This is a genomic window from Bacillus cytotoxicus NVH 391-98 (assembly GCF_000017425.1).
Classification (GTDB): domain Bacteria; phylum Bacillota; class Bacilli; order Bacillales; family Bacillaceae_G; genus Bacillus_A; species Bacillus_A cytotoxicus.
Map to the genome: position 1 here is coordinate 2,320,998 of NC_009674.1, position 24,216 is coordinate 2,345,213.

Genomic DNA, 24,216 nt, shown 5'->3' on the forward strand with positions numbered 1-24,216 from the left:
CCCCCTCGTTAAGAACTATTACTATCCATCATACCCAATAAATATAAAAAGGTGCTTGTACAAAAATAAACCAGGTGCATATTGCACCCGGTTTATTTAATAACAGTCGCATTATATTTCTCATTTTGTAAAATTTGAAAATGTAAATTTCGTAAATGCTTACGCAATTCAGCACTATCATCTTCATTTAAATGATTTGCTAAAAACACAATTTCCGTACAGTTCCCAAACTTATCTGTAGCATAAACAGCTTTTGCTAATGTCCATGGTGTATAACCATTTTTTTGTCCAGCATGTCTGAATATTTTACGATACTTTTTCGTACTCATATCTGTTTCTACAAGACTAGCCCATTCTTTTGCCTCAGCCTTTGCAAACCCTGCCTTATGATTTACCTTTTGTAACAAAATCATATAGTCATTTGCTGAAGCAGCTGGCAAACGATCGGACCATATCTTATCATATCGTTCTTCTAAATATAACGGAATTTCTTTTTGTAGCATCGCACCCTTGTTTTTCAAACGCTCATGAATCACCATTGCATATTGACGATACTGCTCTTGAGACATTTCTTTTAACTTTTTCTCGATTTGATATTTAGGAACGTGTAACTCTTTATGGAGATATCCTGGAATATACAAGGATGAAACAATTGGAAATAACGGTTCATGCGATGGAAGTGCTAGTTTTTTCAAATTTTGATTCACATTGTCCAATCCGAGCTTTTCCATCAAGTATTCCGCATTCGCATTGGAGCTAAATTTCATCATCCCTCTTGCTACTTCTTCTAAAGAAACAGCATTTTCATCTATTTTTCCTTTTCTTTGTAAATATTTTTGCCATCGTTCCTGGGCACCACCATCTGTATTTGGTACATAATAACGGTTCACATCATGGATGGAGACATAGCTATTTGGATCAATTTTCCCTTCTGTTACTTGTTTTGTAAATTCAAGAGCAACAATTAATTTCATTGTACTTGCCACTGGTAAAACAACATCTGGATTTACAGAGTACACAACTTTATCATTTCGCTTTATGAGTAAAGCGCTGTTTTTTTCATCTTTATGTTCTTCAACAAATGAAGCGATATACTGTGCATCATCATTATTGGAGCTCCAAACTTTTTTCGCTAGAAAGTTACCTGATACTAACAACATCAACATAGCTACAATTCCTGCACAAACTATAACTTTCTTCAAGTGAAATTCCTCTCCTACTTGTATGTCTTTTCTCGATTTTATATATTCATAGTCAAAATAATAGAGACGACTGATCAATAAGTCGTCTCTATTATTTTAACTTGTATGTCGCTATTATGTCTATGTCATAATTCTAACGAAATCCTTAAGAAATTTTTTATAGTGCAACGACCAGCCAATTCTCATCCAATTTTTTAGCGCTTTCGCATCGGGCTGTGGTCGAAAGTCCGCAATACTTTCCCCCTTTGCAATTCCATCTGTATCCACCGCAACGCGGCGGTATACATAGTCTAAAAAAGAGGGATTAGCCATCGCCATCATGGTTACAACATCATGAACCGGACTTCCAGTTATTTTCGGATTTAACTTTTTATATGCCTTATAATAATACGTAAAAATCGGTTCAATTAATGTATGAAAAGCAGTTTTTGAATGCTTTGCAAGATATTTTACTGTCTCTGGCGTTATAATCGCTTCCGAGGTAACATTAAGCGGTATTAATGTTACGTTTTTTGCATTTTGCATAACAAGTTGCGAAGCAATTGCGTCTCCATAAAAATTTGCCTCAGCAACTGGCGTAACATTCCCTGGTATTAAGAAGGCTCCGCCCATTATATAGTACTCTTTCACATATTGCATAAGCGTTTTTTCTAAAATAAAAGCTGTTGCTAATGTTGTTGATCTCCCAGCATCAACAATAATAATTTCTCCTTTGTACTTTTCCAAAATAGAAAAAAATTCACAAAAAGGTTTCACATTCGGTGAAATGCTTTTTGGTGGACGAATGGGCCCCATTCCTTCTGCACCATGAATTTCTGGATAGTACGTTGTAAATTCTCCTGACAGTGGCATCATTGCTCCTTTAATAACCGGAATATCTTCCCGCCCAGCTAATTGTAATAAGTAGGCCGCATTACTTGTCGCTTGTTCTTGCGATACATTCCCATATCCTGTCACAATACCAACAATATCAATATCAGGATGCAACAACCCATACATAATCGCTAACGAATCATCAATTCCTGGATCCCCCAAAAACAGTACTTTCTTCATAAACTTCAACTCCATCCTAACAGTTGTTATTAATTTATGAACAGGAAAAAATTACAGAATGAAAAAATTTATTTTCTCATAAAAAACGCAGTGTTTTTTGTAAACACTGCGTTTTTTTATGATTCTTTTTTCGTTGTCATAATGCTGCCAAGTATGTAAGCTATTAGCGCAAAACAAATTGGAAATACTACCGTATGAATTTGAAATGGATTGGGGAACCAAAGGTGAATGATGATATAAGATCCTACCCCAACAATTATAGATGTAAAAGCACCAATCGCATTTCCTTTTCTCCAATATAATCCTAAAACAATCGGCCAAATAAACGCTGCTTCTAAACCACCAAAAGAAAATAAATTTAACCAAATTAAGAAGTCTGGTGGCTTAATCGCTGCTGCATAAACAAGTAAGCCAATGATCCCTGTAATCCATAAACTTCCTGTTTTAATTGCTTGATCTGTAGCTTTTTCACTTATGTAATTTACGTATATATCTTTCATGATAGACGAACTCACAAGCAATAAGAGCGAATTCACTGTAGACATAATCGCCGCCATCGGTGCTGCTAAAAAAATTCCTGCAAGCCAAGGTGGTAATACTTCCATTGCTAAAAGAGGCATCACCTTATCAGGCACATCTATGCCTGGAAGTACAACACGAGCAAATACACCTGTTAAATGCATGCCAATCATAATCGTTCCTACGACAACAGTACCAATGATTAATGCTTGATGCATCGCTTTTGAATTTTTATAAGACATGGCACGCACGCTAATTTGCGGTAATCCAACTACTCCAATCCCTATTAAAATCCAAAATGATGTCACATATGTTTTCGTTAAACTGCCGTCTGCTCCAAATGGTGTAATTAGCTTCGGATTGATTTGCACAAGGTCATGCATAATATTTTCAATTCCGCCCCCAGCGATTACTGTTGCAATTAAAATAATTGTTGTGCCCACTAACATAATGATTCCTAGTAATGTATCAGATAATGCAACTGCTCGAAATCCACCGATTAAAACATACACAAGAACAGAAAATGTAAACAAAAATAAAGATGTTGTATAGGAAAGCCCCGTTAACGATTCTATTAACCGTCCGCCACCAACCCACTGGGCTACAGTTGCAGAAAATAAAAAGATAATAATGCATAATGCCGATAAAATGACAACACCTTTATGATTATAGCGCCCTTTTAAATAATCGATAAGTGTAATGGCTTCCATTTTGCGTGCAATAATGGCAAATTTTTTACCAAGAACCGTTAATACAATATAGCCGGTGACGATTTGAATAGCAGATAGTAGTACCCATCCAAGTCCCATATTGTAAGCAATACCTGGCCCTCCAATAAAACTGCTTGCACTACCATATGTCGCAATCATTGTCATTGCTAATAATAATCCACCAAGTTCACGTCCACCAAGAAAGTATTCTTGCAAAAATTTATGATGCGCTGTCGCTTGTACGCGCCGTGATGCATATACACCAATTAAAAATACAATGATAAAAGAAATTATCATTGGAATTATTACATACCAATTCATCTATCATTCCTCACTTTTTTCTTCCTCATCGAGTGGAATATCTTGAAATACAAAGCGTACAACTAAACTTAGCAAGACAACCATGATAAGAAATCCAACGATACAGCTATAAAAAAACCAAGCTGGAAAACCGAATATATATGTGTATTCACTCGGATCTTTACTACCTAGTCCATAAGCAAACCCATACCATATAACAAAATTTATACAAGCAAGACCTAGTCCGATTAACGCTTCCTTATGAGCAAACCGAAAACGCGAATCTTCATGATCATATTTCATTGTCTCCCTCCTCTCACAAAGTATAATTGTACCATTCTTTTTCCCATTTTTCCTACTAGAAAGTAAAAACAAACAAGAATTTGTATCATGATGTAGAAATCATGCATCATTACGTATTTTTTACAATTGTAACATAAATGAAATTTGAATTTTCAGTTTTTATTATTTATGATTAAAATTAGAGGTCTTTCAACTTGTTCTTTACAACCTTGTTACAGGGATAAACGCTGTCTCTTACTGCGTTTACAATATATTTTCAAGGGGGTTATGCAATGAGTCAATTAGCTGTAAATCTTCATGAAAAGGTTGAACAGTTTCTTCAGGGAACAAAAAAGTTATACGTGAACGGAACGTTTGTTGAAAGTGTATCCGGAAAAACATTTAAAACACCGAACCCAGCAACTGGTGAGACACTTGCAATCGTATCAGAAGCTGGTCGTGAAGATATTCATAAAGCTGTAATGGCCGCAAGACAAGCTTTTGATGAAGGACCTTGGTCATGTATGAGCGGTGCAGAGCGCAGTCGCTTGATGTACAAACTGGCAGACTTAATGGAAGAACATAAAAATGAATTAGCTCAGCTTGAAACATTAGATAACGGTAAGCCCATTCGTGAAACATTAGCGGCAGATATTCCGCTTGCTATTGAGCATATGCGTTATTATGCCGGTTGGGCTACAAAAATTGTCGGACAAACCATCCCAGTATCCGGCGAATACTTTAACTATACACGCCATGAAGCAGTGGGTGTTGTTGGGCAAATTATCCCATGGAATTTCCCTCTCCTTATGGCCATGTGGAAAATGGGAGCTGCTTTGGCAACAGGCTGTACAATTGTACTGAAACCCGCTGAACAGACTCCGCTATCCGCTCTATATTTAGCCGAATTATTTGAAGAAGCTGGATTTCCAAAAGGTGTAGTCAATATTGTTCCAGGATTTGGGGAAATTGCTGGACAAGCTCTTGTAAATCACCCTTTCGTTGATAAGATTGCATTTACAGGGTCAACCCCTGTTGGTAAACAAATTATGAGACAAGCCTCTGAAACATTAAAGCGTGTAACATTAGAACTTGGTGGAAAATCACCAAACATCATTTTGCCAGATGCTGATTTATCTCGTGCAATTCCTGCCGCACTGTCGGGTGTTATGTTTAACCAAGGACAAGTATGCTGCGCTGGATCGCGCTTATTTATCCCGAAAAAAATGTACGATAATGTTATGGCTGACCTTGTCCTTTATTCAAAAAATTTAACACAAGGTGCAGGATTAGATCCGAAAACAACAATCGGCCCTCTCGTTTCTGAAGAACAGCAGCAACGCGTTATGGGCTACATTGAAAAAGGGATCGAAGAAGGTGCTGAGGTACTTTGCGGAGGAAATAAACCATTCGATAAAGGCTATTTCGTGGCCCCAACTGTGTTTGCCGACGTAAATGATGAAATGACCATTGCAAAAGAGGAGATTTTTGGTCCTGTTATTTCAGCATTACCGTTTAACGATATCGATGAAGTAATTGAACGTGCAAATAAATCATCCTTTGGTTTAGCTGCTGGCGTTTGGACAGAAAACATTAAAAATGCACACTATATCGCAAGTAAAGTTCGTGCAGGAACCGTTTGGGTAAACTGTTATAATGTCTTTGATGCAGCATCTCCATTCGGTGGATATAAACAATCTGGCTTAGGCCGCGAAATGGGATCATATGCACTAGATAACTATACAGAAGTAAAAAGCGTTTGGGTGAACTTAAACTAATGAAAGAGCCTAGCCAAATACGGCTAGGCTCTTTCATGTTATGGAAACATAAAAGTTACTTCACACATACAAGCTACCGATGACATGTAAAATTCCCCATTTAATATAGAGAACCTAATTTGACGCTAAATATGCAGCTGTATTTATAATATCTTGAAAGGTTCCAATCCGACCAACTGAAATTCCGTGCATCACTTTATCTAGTATAGTTTTCGTTATATCCGTATCTACAAATCCTGGGAAAATAACATTACAAATAACCCCAAATTATATTTGTATAAAAAAGTCTGTTTGTGTCAAACTAAACTCGAAACATAGCATAATGCACAAGGAGATTGTGTCAAATGAACAAACAAAACGAAAATAAAAAACCAGTTTCTGATGGTATTGATGTTGAGTTCTCTCGTGAACTAGCTGACCATGATGACCTAGAAGCAAACGCGCGTGCAGCAGCCGCCGATGCACGCCAAAAACGCCAATCGAAAAAAAAATAAATCCTATCTTTCACTCTTTTCAATTGGGACCTACTACCCACGAAAAATAAACCGAGAAATGCTCTCGGTTTATTTTCGGTATTTGTTTATATAATGTGCAAATGTAAGTAATGGATACATATAAGAATAACTATGATAACGAATATAAAATCCATTTGGTAATCCTGTTCCTGTAGGATATTCTTGATGACTCGCAGCGTGCTCTAATAAATAAGAAATTCCTTTTCGAATGACTGGTGTTTCTTCATCATAATAAGAAATAAGAGCATCAATCGCCCATGCAGTTTGGGAAGGAGTACTAAAGGATAGCGGAACAAATCTTTTTTCTATACTACTTCGGCAAGATTCTCCCCAGCCTCCATCGCGATGTTGTATACGTTCTAACCACATAACTGCCTTTTTTAAAGCTGGATGTGTATTCGCAACTCCAACAGCTCGCAATCCTGTAAGAGCAGCCCACGTACCATATATATAACTGACCCCCCATTTTCCGTACCATGATCCATTGTTCTCTTGAACATCCATTAGCCATGTAATCGCGCGATTCTTTTGATGATCTTGTAATTCATTAGGAGCATACGTCCCAAAAAACTCCAAAACCCGTCCTGTAATATCTGCAGTAGAAGGATCCGTCATCATATCACCAGAATTTTCTAATGGTAAATGTGTCAGAAACCGATTTGTTACCCCCTTTTCAAAAGCAGCCCATCCTCCGTCTTTATTTTGTAATCCTTTCACCCAGTTCACCCCTTTTTTCCAAGCCTCCTCTATTCTTCTATTCCTTTTTCTGCTTCGTGCTAACGCTCTTAAAGCAGCAGTTGTATCATCAACGTCTGGAATTGTTGTATTCACATCTGAGAACCCCCATCCTCCAGGAGAAAGTGTAGGTGCATGCAAGCTCCAGTCTTTCTTTTCATGATGTTGTCTTTGCCATATATATTCTGTTGCTGTTTGAATCATAGGTGTGCTCTCATTTACATTCGCTTCTTGTAATGCATAGCTGAGTAAAGCCGTATCCCATACGGTAGATGGAGAGTTTTGTAAATGAATGCCCGCTTCCATATGCCATTTGTATGTTCGGAGCCCTGCGACTGCTTGTTGAATAAGAGGTGATTGAATATGATGCCCTAGCGCCAGAAGTGCATAAATCATATAAAATGTAGCGCTCGCATAGCTATATAATGTACCATTTCTGTCAATCCTCTCTATCATAAAGCGCTCTGCTTCTTTGTCCCCTTTATGATGAAGAGATAAAGGATACGTTACAAACTTTTTCACTTCTCCAAGAATCGTTTCAAATAATGAGGAGCGGTCCTCACGAAACCATTCGGACTTACTGCTTCCTGAAATATGATCTAAATTCGGAAGTATAGTTTTTGATACAGTAAATCTTTTGTTCATACAAATCATCATTGGAATAAGATGAATACGCGCAGAACTACTAAGTTCAAATATGCTAAGTGGAGAATCTTCAGGCAAGAATAAAATAGGAGTTGGAAAATAAAACATTCTAGGATATTCATATCCTCCATGCAGTGCTAATAAAAACTTCGTCATAAAATGAGAACGTGCAATTCCTCCTCTTTCTTGAATAAAAGCTTCCGCACGCTTCATATTGACATCCTCTTTCGTATACATGCCAGATGCAAGTAACGCCGCATATGCTTGAATCGTAGTAGATACGTTGCCAGCACGTTCATCTTCGTATAGCTTCCAAGTTCCTTCATTTGTTTGTATGGACGTTAACCTTGCTACAAACGGCTCTATTTCTTCTTCCTTTTCTAATAATCGAAGTAAAAAAATCATATGACAATCTGTTAATGGCGATCCTTCAAAACAAAAGCGCCATGCACCATCTTGCTGTTGCATTGTATGAAGTGCAGTGATTGTCCGCTCTATTTCTGCACACACTCTTCCGTATAATACCACCCTCTTCACCTACCTTTTCGAAATCCATACACGATATTCACAATTTATAACAATTATGTATAAAACAAAAAAGCAGAACATGTAACATACACATTCTGCTTACATACAGTACCAAATTCCGACAACAACTCCTAAAATAGCTCCGACAACAACTTGATAAGGAGTATGACCGACAAGTTCATTTAATTTTTTATAATTCGTTTGTCTCCCATGAAAAAAGTCATTTAAAATCTTCGCCTGTTTACTTACGGCAAGCCTGACTCCAGAAGCGTCATACATAACAATAATGGCGAAAATCACTGCCACAGCAAACACGGCACTCGATATCCCTTCCACAATTCCAACACCTGTTGCTAAGGCAGTAACTGTTGAAGAATGCGAACTCGGCATACCACCAGAAGCAAAGAATTGAGCAAAATCAAATTCTCTTGTCTTAGCGAGTTTAAAAATCACTTTCGTAAATTGTGCTAAAAACCACGATAATACTGCGGCCATAAACGGTTCATTATGTAGAATTGTTTCCACATTTCCATCTCCCCACTTACTGTAATGGAAACTCTATACTATAAGTATAAAGAAAAAATGCGCAGAAAATACTACGCATTATAATACTTTGCTGATTTATTTTTTAAAAACTTAGGCTGTTTTTTTAGTAAAAACTTTGTTTTTGCGATAGAAAATATAAACAATGCAATCCAAATAAATAAAAATGCCATAATATGAGCAGACGTAAAATGCTCATGGAAAATAAAAATACCTAAAATAAGATTGATTGTTGGTGCAATATATTGCAAAAATCCTATCATATATAGCGGAATCCTTTGTGCTCCCTTAGCAAAGTAAAAAAGTGGCAACGCTGTAACAGCTCCAGCTCCCATTAAAAGTAATGTTTCCGCTATAGAAATCGATCCAAACGAACCGAATCCATGCGCTCCAACCATAAATAAATAGATAGCAGCAACCGGTGTAACGATCATTGTTTCCAAGGTCAACCCATTCATTGCATCATAATTCAATAATTTTTTCGTTAAACCATATAAACCAAATGTACATGCAAGCGAAAGAGCAATCCATGGAATTTCGCCGTATCGAACCGTTAAAATCACTACCCCTACTCCAGCTAGCCCAACAGCAACGTATTGCCAAAAATTTAGCTTCTCTTTTAAAACAACCGTCCCAAGGACAATACTTACTAGTGGGTTAATATAATAACCAAGACTGGCTTCAATAATATGACCATGATTAACCGCCCATATGTACACAAACCAGTTTCCAGTAATTAAAATAGACGCAATTGTTAACGAGATGAACAATTTAGGTTGTGTAAAAAGTTTCATCAGTTCACTCATAAATTGACCAAATCGCTTTGATACACCAAGAACGATTAACATAAAAACAAAAGCCCAAACGATGCGATGTGCCAATATTTCCTCAGCAGGAACTTCTTCTACCCATTTCCAATAAACTGGTAGGATCCCCCACATCGTATAAGCACCAGCCGCATATATAATTCCTTTTCTTTGTAGTGCTTTTTGACTCTCCATCTTCCCTTTTCCCCTCTTCTCTTTTTCTCTCCATTATACGTTGCCTTACATGAATTTTTCCAATATTGAAACTGCATTTTTTTCGACACACTTTGTATTCTCATTTTTTATACAGCAAAAAACAGGCCAATTGTAATGAAAACAAGCAGAGGAATCCCAAGTACAAATTGATTCTTATGTGTTTTATGATGAAAAACATACATACCAAACCATGCTCCAAGTGCCCCTCCAGCCGCTGCTACTAAAAATAATGTCCTTTCTGGCGTGCGCCATTTTTTCTTTCTGGCCTTTCGTTTATCCAATCCCATCATACTAAATGCAATCACATTAATAACGATAAAATAAATCCACTTCATTCCTTTTTCTCCTTCTCAAAATTCGCTTTATTGTATCATGAAAAAACCATGCAAGCGAGCCTGCATGGTCATTCATACGTCTGTTCTTGTTCTTCTTGTTCGCCATCTTTCTGTACTTCTTCTTTTATATCCGATGAAATCATCCCATAATAAATCTCTGGATATAACCCAAATATTTGATACACACTTCCTAAAAATGGCACCTAAACCCCTCTTTTCAAAATAATCTCGGCATGATTAAGGGTTCCCTATCTTCCTTCTACGCATTCGTTTTTGTTTCTTCTTCCTCATCTAACACACATAATATATGCTGCCATTTTTTATAAGGGGCACTATTGGGATCTACATACCCTTTCGCATATGAGCGATCCCATAACTGCTTCATAAATAATTCTGCTTCTTTTTTCGCAATAGTTTCTGCTCCTGCTCCATAATAATTCTCAAAATATAAAAGTACTTCATCTAGAAGTAAACGCAATAATTCATCTGATGTTTCTTCTAACGTTGGATCATATTTCGCCTCACGATCATACATTAAAATTACATCTAAAATATTATGCACATGCTCTTTACGAAGCCATCTAACATCTTGAGCACCTAATACAAATGTTTGCGTATACAAGTGCCCTCCTTGCACCATCGCTTTTTCTTGCTCTTCTTCAAAACGAGATAAAATATTTTCATAAATAAACGGATTATGAAGCAGAGCGCGATGCAATTTATAAATTTCACTTGGAATGTTTTTCCCCATAGACTGTATTAAAAAACTTCTCCCTACACCGTTATATTGATAAACAAATTGGCCGTCCACAGCAACTAAGCTAATCCACCGGTATATATACGCATACAGTAAAGCACGATTACATTTATCATAATCTAGCTTCGTTTGCGTCGCATTTAAGTCGGGCATAAAGGCTGGTAAGTGCCAATATTTATCTAAATGCGGTGTCAAATTCGATTTTTTACTATTCAACTTATTGACACGTCGGTAATACGATTGAAAGTAATCTCCTTTATCATATAGAAGACCGTTCGCGATATGACCGGACGATAACTTTGGAAAATCTTGCAATGACAACCCATAATGTGCTCTGTAACAGATTACTTCAAACGGAGAGAAAGCTTCGTTCACTGTATCTTTTTCTTGAAACAATTCTTGCAAAAGCTCCTCTTGTAATTCTTTCTTTAAGGAAGGATGAACACCCCAATATTGCAATTCTCGATGATGAGCTACCTTTGGAATAAACGGACTTGCTAAATGGAACAAATCTTCAATTTTCGCTCTTACATATTCATTCCGATCTCGTTTTTTAAAGTCAGCCTCTTTGCGAAGCGCTTCAATAATATTGAGTTCTAATTTGTCGCGATATCGTACTTGAAGTTCCTTATAACAATACGTTAATATATGCTCTCTATAAAAATCCTCGACCTTTTGCGATTGACTTTCCTCGGCTTGTATATCGCGACAATATTCCCCATATAAACTCATATATATTTCCGCGGATATATCTTTTGGTAATACGCCTAAATTTAAATGTTGCTGCATATCTTTCCATATTTTCTCTTGTAACTGTTCATCTGCTAATACATACACATTTGTCGGGTTTGTTTTTCCTTCAAATTCTTTACTCCGCTTTTGAATTTCAAATAATAAATTTTCACGCGTCTCTTGTAAGTTGTCAAAGAAGCGCTCCCAATGTTGAATCATCTTATAAATCGTTTGGTAGAGCGATTGATATACGAGTTCTAGCAACATTTCCTTGCGATATTCATTTAGTTTATGCACATATTGCGTTACGATATCTTCAAATTCTTTTCGAAACATACGCTGTTGATTGTAAAACATTTTTCCAAACCAATTTTGCTGCTGTGCAAGTTCAACGCGGCGCACCGCTGTAACTGTCCCATCAATATTGCTCACATTAAACTTCTTATCGTAATTTTGAATTAAATTTCGTTTTTGTTCATTATTCTCATGTAAGCGATTTATTTTTTCGATTAATTGTTTTCGAATTTCATATAACATAAAACGAGCAGCCACAGGATGAACTGCCTCTGTTTTCTTTAAAAACCATGTGTTTAATTGATACGACTGTCCTTCTGAGCCACTAGGTGCATAGCGATCTGATTCAACTATTTCATAAAGCAGGGTTGTTACATGTTCATGTACGCGGCTTGGTATTGCATATGCATACAATCGAACAGCATGATCTACCCTCGCTACTTCTCCTTTCATTTGCTCTGGAATTTTCAGCTTCGCTGCTGAAATTTTGCATTCATGTTGCAATCGATTGAGTTCTTCATCCTTTTGCACTGTACGCTGCACATAACTTTCCACCGCTTCTAAAAACAATTTCGACTTAGCAACACCAACTTTTCCACCTTCTGCTCCTTCACGCGTTTCATTATACATTTGTCTGTAGAAAATATGCGCTTGCTCAGGACGCGTTGCCAAATGCTCTAAATCCTCTAAATAACTCTTCCCGCGCTCAGGCTTTTCTCGCTGCATACCGCGGCGCACATCTTGTTCATAACGCTGCTTTTTCTCCTGAAACAATTGATCTAAATGAAGCCATGATTCATCTAAACCTTGCACAGCCCATTTTAAAGCACAATATTTCAATACGTGTTCATATGGATAAATTAACTTAGCCGTGCCTGCACCACAATAACGAGCTTTACCATTTGACTCGGCTAATTGCTGAATTTGATTGTCTTCTTGTGCAAAGTGACTAGTAGACATGGGACTAAATAGTTGTAAATAAATTGTATTTGTCATTTGCTCCATATAATCTGTTACATTGTGTAGATGATGCCCGTGCAAATTTTCATAATCATATAAGAAACAATAATTATAAGGTAAATGATGTTGCTTAATTGTATGATTCGTTCTTCCATCCTCATCTACTTGATCAGGACGATATTCAAGTTCAATTGTTACACCACCACGCTTTGATATCTCGCCAGTTGAACCGAGTGTAATCGCATGAAGTTCTTTTAAAGAAGCATATCCATTTGCTTGCACCGTTTCATATTCTTTCGCACTAACCGTACGTGTTTTCACAAGCACATCTGGCATTAAAAAGGCACCTCGAATTAAAATGTTATGATGTTGCAATTTCTTCCGAAGCATTTCACGTAAGTATAATGCAATTTGTAAAAACATCCCTGATCCGGTTCCACCAGCAAGTGATGTGACAATAATAACGCGAACGCCATATTCTGTTTGATCGCTTGTCACAGGAAAAATCTTTTCGATTTCTTGCCAAAAGGCTGTTAATTTATCTTCTTTCATCGCAGCACGTAAAGCTAAACGTGAAATCACGCGCATTTGCCCCGCACCTTCTGTTAGCGGTTTATCTAAAATTGTCGGATCCATCGGAAACCATTCTGGAATCGTCGGATCTCCTGCAATATATTCTCTTGGTGTTTTACTGGAACTCGTTTGTGTCTTAAATTTTCGAATATGTTCAAACTTACTTAACGTATTCACATCCGTATCAAACACATGCATCGCGACTCTTTTCCGACGATTTTCTGGCAACTTTTCATATATTTGATGTGTAACAGCACTCCCAATTCCGCCTAAACCAATTAAAATCGTTGGAACTTGTAATGTCATGTAAACCACCTTCCTGTTTGTACATGCTCAAAAGATGAAAAGATACAATCAAATTACTACTAGAGCTAAAAAAGAAAAGTAAGATCCTTAACAGAGCGTGACACGTCTGCCAGAAATATGCGAAGTATCGTTCACCGCACTTTTGTGAATCCCTCTATTCACACTCATATCGATAAATCTCCTTCCCATATCCTCTATCAATTACGACAATTTCATTTGGATATAGCGTCTTATGTTCATATCCAATCTCTTCTTCCGTAATAAACATACCGTCAATAATCATGCCAATTACTTGTGATTCCTTCGCTACAAATATCGATTTCGATCCTTTTTTCGCAATCAATGTAATGGACTGAATGGTTTTTCTCTCTGCACGAAATGGAATGCCAAAATAATGTTTCCACCATTTATTTCTTAAAAGCTCTGGCTCAGATTGATAGAACCAATCTTTCGCCACCTCTTGATCCCATTCGTAATAGAGCATTGCTTTCCGATGAAATCTTGGCCGGACAACCCAGCCTAAAATAAGAATTCCGACAATGAAAAGGAATAAAGTAACTGGTATTACAAATTGAAAAATGACTGCGTACCGTTCCCAAAACGGTGCATTTTGAATATAAAAGGAAATGGTTTTCTCTACTTTTTGCAGCTTTGAATCGCGTATTGTGATAGTAGCCTTTACGTTACCTGTATCTGTAAAATTAAATGTATCGGAGTAATACGGACGAGGATATACATAGATTTGATTACGATGCTGTGTTAATTCATAGTGAATCGATTGATTAGATGTGATGTGAGTAGACGATAATACCCTTTTTACTTCTGCTTCCGTCATCGGTTTTCCATTTAACAGCGGCTGCATAACAAAAGGTTTGCTATTCGTTAAATTTGTTACCTTTTCTTGGTAGTCTTTTGTAAGAGTTTGTAATGACAACTTCGGTCTAGTTTCAGGCTGAATACGAAATTCTTTTGTTTGTCTATAAAATCCTTTTATATTCATATGAACTTTTCCACGAATAAATTGTTTTTCGACTTTTGTTTCATAATAAAATACATTTCTTTTCCCATCCCATTTCATCGGATACAACTTACCATCTATTTCTATTTCTGCTTGAAAATAAGAAGATTGAATAGGTAATTCTGTAGGCTTTGCTTCAATTATAGCGGTCGTTCCCTCATACATTGTTTCCGTATCTTTCTTTTCTTTATCTTCTTTCTCATAAATAGAAAGCTGATAATCGAGCGCTGGCTCTACAAGCACTTTTAGCTCTTCTTTTCCAATTTCTCTGTCCACCTCTATCCGATATGTTCCCGGTTTAATCACTGTTTGATTTTCCGCTTGAATATGTGCAATTTCACCATATAAACGAGATTCTCCCGGTGCATGAATAGAAAAAGAGTTTTGCAAGATTAATGGGTTTTCAAGCTTTTTCACCTGGTATTGTGAGGCAAGAGAAGATTGTTTTACCAAAGTCATTCGTTTCAATGGAAATGGTGTAGCAATCTCCACTGTATTCCCTTTTATTTTTGTTTTCACAATTGATTCGACCGAAGAAAATGGGTCCCGATTCGCAACTAAAGCCGCAGCTTGATTGACACTTTGAATCACCCCATCTTCACCACTTGATGGCATGATGATGCCGTTTATTTCTTTCTGCCATATTTCTTTAAATAGATTCATTTGTTGCTGTTCTTGCGGTCCTAAGTTTTCTTCCATCGTGATTAAAACCGGATGCAAAGATATTTTTTTCGTTTCCATTTCTTTTTTAAATTGCCTCAGTTGCTGCGTCACGTATTCTTTTCCACCATTCTTTTCTTTTTCTAATTCATTAAAAGCTCCATCCGTTAATACAATGAGCCAAAATTCACGTTTGTCATCTCTTTCGGCTTCTTTTTTTATAGATTGCATCGCGGTTTCTACAGCCCGAAACGGTGTATTCAAATAATGTTTCCAAGCTCCAATTTGATTTATTTCTGTTTGTCTCTTTTCATTTGTGAGCGCGAGTTGAAATGCTTCTTCTGGACGGCTCATAGGCACATATGAAAATGTATCTTTCTCATCTAATAATGCAACTAAACTTTGCAAAGCGTAATTGGCATACTTCCAGCGATCGTTATTTCTCATGCTGCCAGAATCATCATATACAAGTGAGACGACCCTTTCCTTTGCCCCCTCTCCTTTTGCACAAGTTGAAAAAGGAATGAAACATACTAGTAGAATACAAATAAATGTGGCACAGATTCGAATCTTCATATGGATGCTTCGCCACCTTTGTAGACAAATTCCTATGTTTAAATTTATGAAAAGAAACAAGATATATGACTTGTATTTTTAAGCTAGATATCACCATAACATCATTATGTAAACAATATTACCAAAATAAAAGATGACTTTTCCCTTTCATCCATGCGCAAAAAAGATATTTCCACATAAAGATCCTGCTTCAAGAAGCAGGATCTGACCACTTTTCCTATAAAAAACATCACAAACGTTTGATTCCCTTTTAACGAAACGTGTGCATCATTTATAGCGTTTTTTATTTTTTCACATACACTTCTACAACGGGGTTCTCTTTATCGTCTGCATGTAAGCGAATATTTTCTTCACCTGTCTGATACATACTTGCCAACAGCAACACTGTTAACACATTTGGCGTTTTTGCATCACTACCAAATTTTCTTTCAAGCGCTTCTTTATATTCAAATTCTAAATCTCCTTGTATATAAGTATACACTTCAAATCCATCTTTCAAATTACAAACAACTTGATCGATAATATCCGCTCCCACCTGTTTCTTCATTTCTTCTCGGAGAGCAATAACCAAACGCTCCCAAGGTACCTCATATATTTGAAATTGATCTGTCGCTTTCATTTCATTCACTCCTTACCGATTGATCCTACATATATTCCCCATTTCCTTCACAATTATGAGATACAAGGCGTTCGTACAAGCCACACTTGTCCTATTCACATATCGTATTACTGTAATACGGAAGGAGGAAAGAACATGCATAGACAAAAATGCTATAATATATGTCAACGTTACTTTGGAAAAGTTGTACGAATTGAAGATCGTGATGGCTACATTCATTTAGGAAGAATCGTAGATGTGACACAAGATTCTGTTTGGATTGACCCTATTCATCGTCCATCTTTCGATACAGGGTTCGGATATTACAATGCGTATCCATACGGAGGCTGCGATTTTTGCGGTGGATTAAGTAAATGTAATTACTGTGGGTTTGGTTACGGTGGCTGGGGCTACGGATACGGTGGGTACGAGCTTGCTTTTGGATTCATTTTCGGCATCGCTTTAGCAGCACTATTTTTCATTTAATTATACAAGAGTTGCCCATTTGATAGGAAGCCGCTGAAAAAGTTCACTTCATAACAAAAAGGAGCCTGTCACCTGTATATAGCAGGTGACAGGCTCCTTTTCACTCTCAACATTTTGCTAAAATACGTGTTATTTTTTCAAAGCAATCACTTTTTCAGTGCCGTCATTTGATGATTCACTCTTTTTACATATTTATTTTTCACAAATGAAAACTCGATGTCCTAACATGTGTTGATATTTATGCAATAGCTGTTCATGCTGCACCCACGTATGATAGAGTTCTTCTGGAATAAATTGTGATACATTCCATTCTGGTTCTTCCATTTGACTCGCAACCGTTTCTGCAATTGTACCACCTCCGCCAACGATAATACGCTGAAAGTTTGCTTTTTGAAACAAATGAATCCACTCTGTCTCCGTTAACAATTCCTCCATTCCATATAATTGTAATATAGTTGTTTCAGCCTCTTTGTCTAGAGGAGATTCTAGAACCATTTCAATCACAACAAGCTTTCCATTGTTCTGAAGTACGCGATAGCATTCCGGAATAGACTGCTCTTTATTCGTAAACGCAAGAATGGATTCCCCAAGAACAAGTTCAAAAGTCTCATCCTTACATGGTAACTGTTCAACTTTTCCTTGTATTAAGTCTATACTTAGCCCTTGAGCTAACCATCTATCCCTCGCTTTTTGAATCATCATTTCATTATTTTCTACCGCCGTCACCTGATAGCCATACACTTGGCTCATATAAGCTGCTGTCCGTCCTGTTCCGCATCCGACCTCTAGTACGTTCGCATGCATTCCAAGTGGCATTTGTGCTAATACTTGTTTCGTAAGTGTAAATCCACCTGGGTGAGCACTCCCAATTCCGTAATAAGCTAAAAAATCAATATAGGTGTTTCGCTTCATAGGATTCTTCCTTTTTCATTTTATATATTCGAACAAAAGAAAAAAGTGCATAGAAAAAAGGGCACATCATCGTGCCCCTCATTCTTATTTATCATCAGAAATATATGCCCACTTATAACTATAATCTCCACCAACTGGATGGCGAACAATTCCTTTTACTTTTTGTTTTTGGATAATTCCTTTACCCTGTTGAAATAACGGGGCAATTGCCGCATCTTCAAGTAACATTTTCTCAGCTTTCAGTAATCCGTTCCAGCGTTCTTTTGTCTTTGTTAGTAACTCTCCTTTTCCTTGTTCTACAAGTTTATCATATTCTGGATTGGAATATCCTGATTGGTTATGTGCTCCGTTCGTTATAAACATATCAATAAATGTCATTGGATCTAAATAGTCAGGGCCCCATCCTGCAAATGATAACTCATAATCTTGGTCTGTTTCTAGCTTTAGTTTTTGTTTAAACGGCTGGTTTTTTAAATTTACTGTTAAGCCTGGTAAGTTCTTCTCTAATTCCCCTTTTAAATACTCACCTATTTTTTTTGACGATTCCGTATCATAATTTAGTAATTCTACTGTAACCTTATCTTTTCCAAGCTCTTTTTTCGCTTTCTCCCAATGTTCTTTCGCTTTCTTCACATCTGTTTTCAAAATATTTCCGTTCTCTTTACGGAAGTCTTTTCCATCTGGGCCTTTCGCAAATTCTTTTGGTACAAAATAGTCTGCTGGCTTGGAACCATCATTTAAAATCACATTGGTCAATCCTTTTTTATCGTATGCCATTGCAATTGCTAAACGTAAATCTTTATTTGTAAACACTGTATCTTTTCCGCCACGTTTTTGATTTAAACGTAGGAAAAATGTTGATGGTGTTTCTTCTGTAAAGAAATCTGGGCTTGATTTATATTTATCTACAAATTCAGATGAAATTTCTGCACGATCAATTTGGCCACTTTCATATAAATTTACACGAGTACCAGTCTCTTTGACGACATTGAAGTTAATTTCTTCTAATTTCACCGTTTTATTATCCCAATATTGCTCATTTTTCTTTAACTTCCATCCTTCTTCATGTTGCCATTCACTCAGTGTAAATGGGCCATTATAAAGCGTTGTATCTGCTTCTAAACCAAATTTATCCCCTTTTTCCTTTACAAATTTTTCGTTAAGTGGATAGAATGTTCCAAATGATGTTAACTCAACAAAATATGGAATTGGGTTTTCCAGTTCTACTTCTAATGTATAATCATCTACAGCTTTGACCCCTAACGTATCAAGTGGTGCTTTTCCTTCATTAATTGCTTTTGCATTCTTTAAGTCGTACATAATATATGCATATTCAGCAGCTGTATTTGGGTCTAGAGCACGCTTCCAAGCAAATACGAAATCTTTCGCAGTAACAGGGTCTCCGTTTGACCATTTCGCATTTTTATTTAATGTAAATGTATATTTTTTACCATCATCGCTTTTCTTATAGGATTCTGCTACACCAGGAGTTACTTTATTATCTTTTCCTAAACGATATAATCCTTCCATTACGTTATTCATAACAAGAAATGATACTTGGTCTGTTGCCTTGGAAGAATCCATTGAAGGAATTTCTTGCGGCTCTGTTAAATTAAGCACTTGCTTTGCCGCTAATTTCCCTCCAGATTTTTCATCACTTTTCGGTGTTGTATTCGCCTTTTCTTTATCCCCTGATCCAGAACATGCGGCCAGCGCCATACTTACTGCCAACACCGGCGCTGCAACTGTCGTTAACTTTTTCATCTTCTTTTTCTTCATTTTTATATCCTCCCCTATTATATGTAAAATACTAACCTTGATAAATCTTCTGTAACTATTTGTTATCAGAAAATTCTTATTAATTAATATTCTACTTCTTTTTTGTTGTTTGTAAAGTTATTTTTAAAATTTTTAGAAAATTAAAATTTGTATTTTTCTAGTTATATTTTGCAAACTGTACAACATCGTGATTCCATCACCTACTATATGTGATTACTACCCTTCTTATTCTTTTCTATTTCTTTCATTTCTATCACACCTTCTTTGTTCTTCTTCCATATTCATATAGTAATCTAATAACTATTAATCATTTGAATATAAAAAACTATTTTTAACGAAAGTCTATTCAAAAAAGCATTTTGGAAGTAGCAATACTACTTTCAAAATGCTTTTAAACTTTATATTATTGCTTCATTTTATTCCGTTACATAAGCCCATTTAAAGCTAAATTCTGGACTAATGTTATGATGAACAACACCTTTTATATTTGGCTTCATTACATAAGCATCAGCACGTTGGAATAGCGGAACAAGAGCAACATCTTCTTCAAGTAATAGCTTTTCAGCTTTCCCTAATTCTGCCCAACGTTTTTTCGCATCTGCCATTAACTCTGTTTTTCCTTGTTTAATGATTTCATCATATTTTGGATTTGAATAACTCATTTGATTGTAAGAGCTGTTTGTTTCAAACATATCTAAGTATGTCATTGGATCAGAATAGTCTGGGCTCCAGCCTGCATATGAGATTTCATAATCTTGCGCTGATTCTAATTTTAATTTTTGTTTAAATGGTTGAATTTTAATATTAATTTTTACACCTTTTAAATTTTTCTCAATTTGATCTTTTATATAATCAGCAACTTTTCTTGCATTCCCGTCATCGTAGCTTAATAATTCAATTGTAACCTCATCTTTGCCAAGCTCTTTTTTCGCTTTTTCCCATGCAGCTGCTGCCTTTTTCGTATTGTGTTTCAAACCATTTTTAAATGATTCTGTAAAATCTTTTCCATCTGGACCTTTCGCTAATCCCTTTGGAACAAGGCTATCGACTGCTTTTGAACCATCATTTAAAAGAACGTTTACTAGATCTTTTTTATCGACAGAAAGCGCGATTGCTTCACGTAAATTTTTATTTTTAAGCGGTGTATCTTGACCATTACGCTTTTCATTTAATCGTAAGAAGAATGTATTTGGTTGTTCATATACACCAAATTCACCTTTTTTGTTTCGGTATTTATCTACAAATTCTCCCTTTAATATCGCAAAATCTACTTGACCACTATCATATAAATTAACTAAAGTTGCTGGTTCTTTCACTACACTGTAGTTAATTTCTTCAAGCTTCACTGTTTTTTTATCCCAATAATTTTCATTTTTCTTCAACTTCCAACCTTGTTCATGCTTCCATTCAGACATAACGAATGGTCCGTTATATAAAACCGTGTCAGCTTCTAATCCGAATTTATCTCCTTTTTCTTTTACAAATTTCTCATTTAACGGATAATAAGATGGAAATGCTGTTAAATTTAAAAAGTACGGCACAGGTCTTTCTAATTCTACCTCAAGTGTATAGTCATCGACTGCTTTTACACCTAGCGTAGATACCTCTGCTTGTCCTTTATTAATCGCTTCTGCATTTTTGATTGGATATGCAATAAATGCATACTCCGAAGCTGTACTTGGATCTAATAATCGTTGCCATGCAAAGACGAAATCTTTCGCTGTTACTGGATCTCCATTTGACCATTTTGCCTCTTTACGTAGTTTAAATGTATATTTTTTGCCATCTTCACTTTTCGTGCTAGATTCTGCTGCTGCTGGAATTGGCTTATTATCTTTATCAAGACGATATAATCCTTCCATTGTATTCCCTAATACTTGAGAACCAACTGTATCAGTTGATTTTGAAGTATCCATCGTTGGAATTTCTTGTCTTTCTGTACGGTTAAATACTTGCTTTGCCGCTAACTTCTCACCTGATTTACTATCTCCCTTAGAATTTGTACTTGCCTGCTTATCCCCACCTGTAGAACATGCTGATAATGCCATGCTCATCGCTAAGACCGGTGCTACAACCGCTGTTAGTTTTTTTATTTTTCTCTTTGTCACTTTCTATACCCTCCTCAATTACCTGTACGTTTCTAGATTGAGAAATTTCTGAAAATTCCTTTTTTCTTTATATTATATTTATCAGAAGATTTCTATTAACTATTATTCTACTATTTTTCTGCATTTTGTAAAGTAATATTATTGAAAATTTTATAAAAATTATTTTATTGCAGTACTATTTATAAAAATCCTATAAAAATATTAAAACCTTTACTCTTACTACAATCGTTAAGTATTACAACTTACCTTTTCTATTTATAGATTTTCCACCAATAAATAGCTACTTATAAAAAATGCATAAACGATAATTTTTTTATTACAAAAATAAAAGAGGCTCTCAAAAGTTGCTGAATCACCAGTAACTTTTGACATAGCCTCTTTCTACATACGAATTAACACTTGTTTATATTTTTCTTCACTAAATTCATTTTCACTTTTTGCAACAACGACAGTCGCAATGCCATTACCAATTAAATTGACAATCGCACGCGCTTCTGACATAAAACGGTCAACGCCAAGTAAAAGTGCAAGTCCTTCTAAAGGAATCACATTCATCGCAGATAAAGTGGAAGCAAGTACGATAAAACCCCCACCAGTTACAGCAGCTGCTCCTTTTGATGTTACTAACAAAATAGCTATAATTGTTAATTGTTGCCCTAGTGAAAGATCAATATGAAAAACTTGTGCTAAAAAGATCGTTGCCATTGATAAATAAATGGTTGTTCCATCTAAGTTAAATGAATATCCTGTTGGAATCACTAAACCTACTACCGGTTTAGAGCAGCCGAACTGTTCCATCTTTGTCATCATTCGTGGCAATACGGACTCTGAAGATGATGTCCCAAGGACGATAAGCAACTCTTCTTTTATATACGATAAATATTTCCATAAACTAAATTTATACAATCGACAAATAAAATGTAAAACGATAAAAACGAATAATGCCATCGTCGCATAGACACAAACCATTAACTTACTAAGCGGAATTAATGTGCTTAAACCGTACTTTCCAATTGTAAACGCCATTCCACCAAAAGCTCCAAGAGGCGCCAATTTCATAACAATCGATAAAATGTTGAAAAAGACCTTCGATAATCGTTCAAAAAAATCGATAACCGGCTGTCCATTTTTTCCGAGCATTGTTAGTCCTGCTCCAAATAAAATAGAAAAGAATAGAACTTGCAAAATATCCCCTTTTACAAAGGCTTCAAACATATTAGATGGTACAATATGTAAAAAGAAATCGAGCCACTTCATTTCTTGACCACTTTGTACGTATTGTGACACATCGCCCCCCTTTAACTTTGTGGGATCCAATCCATCACCAGGTCGTACAGCATTTGCAACAATAATCCCTATTAAAAGTGCAAGTGTCGTTACAATTTCAAAATATAACAGTGCCTTTCCTCCAACGCGTCCCACTTTTTTCATATTTCCCATACTTGCAATACCAAGGACGATTGTTAAAAAGATAATCGGTGCAATAACCATTTTAATCATATTAATAAATGTTTCACCAATCGGTTTCATTTGTTGCCCAACACTAGGCCAAATTGCTCCTACTGCAATCCCGCAAATAATTGCCACGATCACTTGAAATGTTAAGTTTTTTACAATTCTCATTTGTTTCTACTCCCCTGTTTACTCATTTTTCCTCTGCTTATAGAAAAGAACCCCTCAATCTTTTTTATAAAATCCCCCTTATTTCCCCGTTTCAACTCCATTATTATGTTACACCATTCTATCATTTTTGAAAATAGTATATCTTAATCAAACATTAGTGATATACTATTTTTATTTTCACTCGAAAAAATCACGTAATGAAAAGAGCAAACTAACAAGCCCACTTGACGCAGTGAGCTTTCTTCTTTAAATTGTTTACAATGGTAAACTTGTCTAAATAAGTAATATTGCTATACATTCAAATGTTTAATACATTAGGAAATGAGCTCGGGGGCAAAACGTCTTGAAGGAAATTGCGAAAAACATATTGAAAATATCGTCATAATGTTTTTCTACGGGCTTTCTACTCTTGAAAATGAGATTTATAAAAAAAATATTTAAAACGGTTAGTAATAAGAACAAAAGTAAGTAGGAAGATTTTAATCAAACACGGATTTTCATCAGAGAAAATTTGTGAGATGGAAGGGTTGCCTGAAGAGATTTTAAGTAGATGTTTATAGTAAAAAATAACAAATACTAAAACTTTAATCAAGGAGATAACTGTGAATAAGCTATTTGATACTTTGAAAAATGCTTTCTTAGATTTATTCTCAATGGGTAAAGGCTT

The 24,216-nt window shown here is 36.0% G+C and carries 19 protein-coding genes and 1 pseudogene; 4 read left to right on the top strand and 16 right to left on the bottom strand.

All coding sequences use genetic code 11. From position 1 onward, the window contains the following. Nucleotides 1-92: 92 nt before the first annotated feature. The 4 genes from BCER98_RS11330 to BCER98_RS11345 form a co-directional block, all read right to left on the bottom strand. Complete coding sequence (locus tag BCER98_RS11330; RefSeq protein ID WP_012094668.1) at nucleotides 93-1,202, bottom strand: serine hydrolase; 1,110 nt, start codon at nucleotides 1,200-1,202, stop codon at nucleotides 93-95. 120 nt (nucleotides 1,203-1,322) lie between these two features. After that, complete coding sequence (locus BCER98_RS11335) at nucleotides 1,323-2,255, bottom strand: nucleoside hydrolase (RefSeq protein ID WP_012094669.1); 933 nt, start codon at nucleotides 2,253-2,255, stop codon at nucleotides 1,323-1,325. 116 nt (nucleotides 2,256-2,371) lie between these two features. After that, a complete protein-coding gene (panF, locus tag BCER98_RS11340; RefSeq protein WP_012094670.1) occupies nucleotides 2,372-3,805 on the bottom strand; it encodes a sodium/pantothenate symporter in 1,434 nt (477 codons plus the stop codon). Nucleotides 3,806-3,808: 3 nt separating this feature from the next. Beyond that, entirely contained in the window at nucleotides 3,809-4,087 is a 279-nt protein-coding gene (locus tag BCER98_RS11345) for a YhdT family protein (protein WP_012094671.1), read from the bottom strand. Between the two features lie 272 nt (nucleotides 4,088-4,359). On the opposite strand from BCER98_RS11345, the gene BCER98_RS11350 reads away from it, so the two are divergent. Then, nucleotides 4,360-5,844 (top strand): aldehyde dehydrogenase family protein, encoded by a 1,485-nt coding sequence (locus tag BCER98_RS11350; protein ID WP_012094672.1) that lies wholly within the window; start codon nucleotides 4,360-4,362, stop codon nucleotides 5,842-5,844. A 344-nt stretch (nucleotides 5,845-6,188) separates the two neighbouring features. Beyond that, nucleotides 6,189-6,338, top strand: a complete 150-nt coding sequence (locus tag BCER98_RS11355) for a YfhD family protein (RefSeq protein WP_012094673.1) — start codon at nucleotides 6,189-6,191, stop codon at nucleotides 6,336-6,338. A 69-nt stretch (nucleotides 6,339-6,407) separates the two neighbouring features. Here BCER98_RS11355 and shc read toward each other — a convergent pair whose 3' ends face one another. The 8 genes from shc to BCER98_RS11395 form a co-directional block, all read right to left on the bottom strand. Then, nucleotides 6,408-8,267, bottom strand: coding sequence for a squalene--hopene cyclase (shc, locus tag BCER98_RS11360; RefSeq protein ID WP_012094674.1), 1,860 nt, complete (start codon nucleotides 8,265-8,267; stop codon nucleotides 6,408-6,410). A gap of 99 nt (nucleotides 8,268-8,366) precedes the next feature. Next, entirely contained in the window at nucleotides 8,367-8,792 is a 426-nt protein-coding gene (locus BCER98_RS11365; RefSeq protein WP_012094675.1) for a divergent PAP2 family protein, read from the bottom strand. Between the two features lie 71 nt (nucleotides 8,793-8,863). Continuing rightward, nucleotides 8,864-9,811 carry an EamA family transporter RarD gene (gene rarD / locus BCER98_RS11370; protein WP_012094676.1) on the bottom strand — a complete coding sequence of 316 codons (948 nt, stop codon included), beginning with the start codon at nucleotides 9,809-9,811 and terminating at the stop codon, nucleotides 8,864-8,866. A gap of 107 nt (nucleotides 9,812-9,918) precedes the next feature. Then, a complete protein-coding gene (locus BCER98_RS11375; protein ID WP_012094677.1) occupies nucleotides 9,919-10,167 on the bottom strand; it encodes a DUF1294 domain-containing protein in 249 nt (82 codons plus the stop codon). A 68-nt stretch (nucleotides 10,168-10,235) separates the two neighbouring features. After that, entirely contained in the window at nucleotides 10,236-10,370 is a 135-nt protein-coding gene (locus BCER98_RS11380) for a hypothetical protein (protein ID WP_012094678.1), read from the bottom strand. Between the two features lie 56 nt (nucleotides 10,371-10,426). After that, entirely contained in the window at nucleotides 10,427-13,789 is a 3,363-nt protein-coding gene (locus BCER98_RS11385) for a tubulin-like doman-containing protein (RefSeq protein ID WP_012094680.1), read from the bottom strand. A gap of 154 nt (nucleotides 13,790-13,943) precedes the next feature. Next, nucleotides 13,944-16,043 (bottom strand): vWA domain-containing protein, encoded by a 2,100-nt coding sequence (locus BCER98_RS11390; RefSeq protein WP_012094681.1) that lies wholly within the window; start codon nucleotides 16,041-16,043, stop codon nucleotides 13,944-13,946. Nucleotides 16,044-16,326: 283 nt separating this feature from the next. Further along, the gene (locus BCER98_RS11395) at nucleotides 16,327-16,662 is read right to left on the bottom strand and encodes a hypothetical protein (protein ID WP_012094682.1); all 336 of its coding nucleotides are present in this window, start codon (nucleotides 16,660-16,662) and stop codon (nucleotides 16,327-16,329) included. Between the two features lie 135 nt (nucleotides 16,663-16,797). Between BCER98_RS11395 and BCER98_RS11400 the strand changes: the two genes are divergently transcribed. Beyond that, nucleotides 16,798-17,127, top strand: a complete 330-nt coding sequence (locus BCER98_RS11400) for a hypothetical protein (protein ID WP_012094683.1) — start codon at nucleotides 16,798-16,800, stop codon at nucleotides 17,125-17,127. A 192-nt stretch (nucleotides 17,128-17,319) separates the two neighbouring features. Here BCER98_RS11400 and BCER98_RS11405 read toward each other — a convergent pair whose 3' ends face one another. From BCER98_RS11405 to BCER98_RS11420, 4 genes are all read right to left on the bottom strand, one after another. Continuing rightward, nucleotides 17,320-18,039 carry a class I SAM-dependent methyltransferase gene (locus BCER98_RS11405; RefSeq protein ID WP_012094684.1) on the bottom strand — a complete coding sequence of 240 codons (720 nt, stop codon included), beginning with the start codon at nucleotides 18,037-18,039 and terminating at the stop codon, nucleotides 17,320-17,322. An 84-nt stretch (nucleotides 18,040-18,123) separates the two neighbouring features. After that, nucleotides 18,124-19,818, bottom strand: coding sequence for a peptide ABC transporter substrate-binding protein (locus BCER98_RS11410; protein ID WP_012094685.1), 1,695 nt, complete (start codon nucleotides 19,816-19,818; stop codon nucleotides 18,124-18,126). A gap of 416 nt (nucleotides 19,819-20,234) precedes the next feature. Next, entirely contained in the window at nucleotides 20,235-21,926 is a 1,692-nt protein-coding gene (locus BCER98_RS11415; protein WP_012094686.1) for a peptide ABC transporter substrate-binding protein, read from the bottom strand. Nucleotides 21,927-22,307: 381 nt separating this feature from the next. Next, nucleotides 22,308-23,549 (bottom strand): dicarboxylate/amino acid:cation symporter, encoded by a 1,242-nt coding sequence (locus BCER98_RS11420; protein WP_012094687.1) that lies wholly within the window; start codon nucleotides 23,547-23,549, stop codon nucleotides 22,308-22,310. A 281-nt stretch (nucleotides 23,550-23,830) separates the two neighbouring features. Between BCER98_RS11420 and BCER98_RS23095 the strand changes: the two are divergent. Continuing rightward, nucleotides 23,831-23,990 (top strand): annotated as a pseudogene (locus BCER98_RS23095) (TetR/AcrR family transcriptional regulator); the annotation flags it as partial. Nucleotides 23,991-24,216: the final 226 nt, after the last annotated feature.